This window comes from Ferruginibacter sp., from assembly GCF_014377975.1.
GTDB lineage: Bacteria > Bacteroidota > Bacteroidia > Chitinophagales > Chitinophagaceae > Ferruginibacter.
This window is the reverse complement of the sequence record NZ_JACMOO010000283.1, coordinates 1-2,093: the sequence shown is the minus strand read 5'-3', so window position 1 is coordinate 2,093 and position 2,093 is coordinate 1. Positions and strand designations below refer to the sequence as shown.

The window sequence follows — 2,093 nt, the reverse complement described above, 5'->3', positions numbered from 1 at the left end:
GCAATACGCTTTCAGGCTTACCGAATCACGGTTTGACAATGCATCAAACATTTTAATAACTGTTTGCTGCACCGTTTGCTGGTTGGTTGTTAGGGGCTGCTGTGCATGCAGCAAGCCTGATATGGTGAAGGCAATAAAGAGTAGTGATATTTTTTTCATTATTTTATTCTGTTGTATTTTTTTAAAATATCAACAACCAACTTATGTGGTAATGCATACGATTTATTACCGTTGATCCCCTCCATGGTTTCAGCAGCTACCATGGCATTGATGATAGCTTCTTCTGTTGCCTGAATGGTAGCTTCAAATAATGGGTTCATTAAATCATTGGGCAGTTCATCCACTTTGGTAAAACTATTTCTTTGAAATGCGGAAAGGTTGGCTGTAGAAAATGCAATGAAGATATCGCCCGAACCATTAGTACCTTGCCCGCCCACATTTCCAATACCAAGCGATACTCTTTGTGCAATTCTTTTCAACTGATGTGGCAATAATGGAGCATCCGTTGCAACCACCACAATAATGGATCCGTCACCTTCCTGTCTATAAGAGGGAGGAGCTTTTAGTTCATTGTTTAGTGTATCAATAAGTTCTTTACCAACCGGCACACCGGCAATAGTGAGATTATTTTTTCTGCCAAAGTTTGATTGTACGAACACACCAACTGCATAAGCGGAGTCCTTAATTTTTATAATTCTTGATGATGTACCGCTGCCGCCTTTAAAACCAAGGCACATCATACCCGTGCCGCCGCCTACATTGCCTTCTTTTACAAATCCTGATTTTGCACTATCTAAAGCCCCATACGCATTAGCCTCTTTTACATGAAAGCCATAAATGTCATTTAAGAAACCATCATACGTTTCTCCTACTACGGGATAAGTGTACCAAAAATCTTCTTTGTACCAACCCTTTTTTACATACCATTTCAATACAGCATCTCTTACCAAACCCACACTGTTTGTATTGGTTATCATCACCGGACCTTCCAGAAACCCCGACTCAGTCACCCAGGTTGTTCCTGTCATTTCACCATTTCCATTTAAGGTGTACCAGTTTGCATAAACAGGATTATTGTTTCTTCCTCTTGGTAAAATAGCAGTAACACCTGTACGCACCGGGCCTTTACCACGAATGTTTTTTCCTTGTCCGGATATGATCGTGCTGTAGCCAACCTCTACACCTTTTACATCGGTGATGGCATTAAATTTTCCGGCTGTGCCGTCAAACGGAATGCCGATATCTCTGGCACGGGGCTTTTGCGCATACATACTGCAATAAACAAGCAGTAGCAAAATAATTGTTGTTGTTTTTTTCATTGCTGATTTTTATCATCCTGGCCATGATTAATTGCTATACTTTAAAACCTTTATTCCCTCATGTAATTCTAAAAATTTCTGGTCTGCAGACCAGGAATCCCACATTGTAATCTGCGTCTTTACATCTCCATTAGCCATTAATTCAAATTTTACTTTATTAAAGCCAATTCCTCCTTCAAACGAATTGTTTCCTTTATAAGTTAGTCCTTCCATAAATTGGCCATTTAATTTTAAAAAGAGCAAATCGTCTTCCCTTGTAAATTCAGCCATCCCATTTTTTAACTTATAAAGACCTGTGATTTTCTTGTACCCTTCGTCATTTAAAGGGAACGGTTTGCCCATTACAACATCAAACTTCACAACATTTTTATTAGACGAATCCTTTTTTATTTCTAAAATACGGTCAACAGATTGTGGAGAAGCAGCGGCTGTATCTTCTTTAATATGGGGATCCCCTTTAAAATAAATTTGTGTGATCAGATCCTGGTGGTTACTACTGGAAAATCTCATATGGATATGTGCCGGCCTCCATCCATCACCATCCTTGTATGGTACGGGTACTATAGTCTTAAATGCGTATTTACCATCTTTGCCGGTTTTTACCGCACCGCGAAATAAATAATCATCAGAGGTATTATCATAATGCTCATGTTCATCGCATTGCCAGGTTTCTACAAGTACATTAGGCAATGGAGTTTTGCCATCCTTTTGAAAGATAGTTCCGCCTAAGTACATAGTTACACCCGTTGATGTTGCAGGAATAAGGTTGCCCCG

General features: G+C 39.5%; 1 protein-coding gene and 1 pseudogene. Both read right to left on the bottom strand.

Annotated features, from left to right (window positions below; genetic code table 11):
* Positions 1-158: 158 nt before the first annotated feature.
* Entirely contained in the window at positions 159-1,319 is a 1,161-nt protein-coding gene (locus H7254_RS14675) for a P1 family peptidase (RefSeq protein ID WP_301933672.1), read from the bottom strand.
* A gap of 27 nt (positions 1,320-1,346) precedes the next feature.
* Positions 1,347-2,093: pseudogene (locus H7254_RS14670) on the bottom strand (hypothetical protein); the annotation flags it as partial.

Bases quoted from the DNA above. Each gene is read 5' to 3' on its own strand.
- H7254_RS14675 (WP_301933672.1), bottom strand. From the start codon at position 1,319: ATGAAAAAAACAACAACAATTATTTTGCTACTGCTTGTTTATTGCAGT.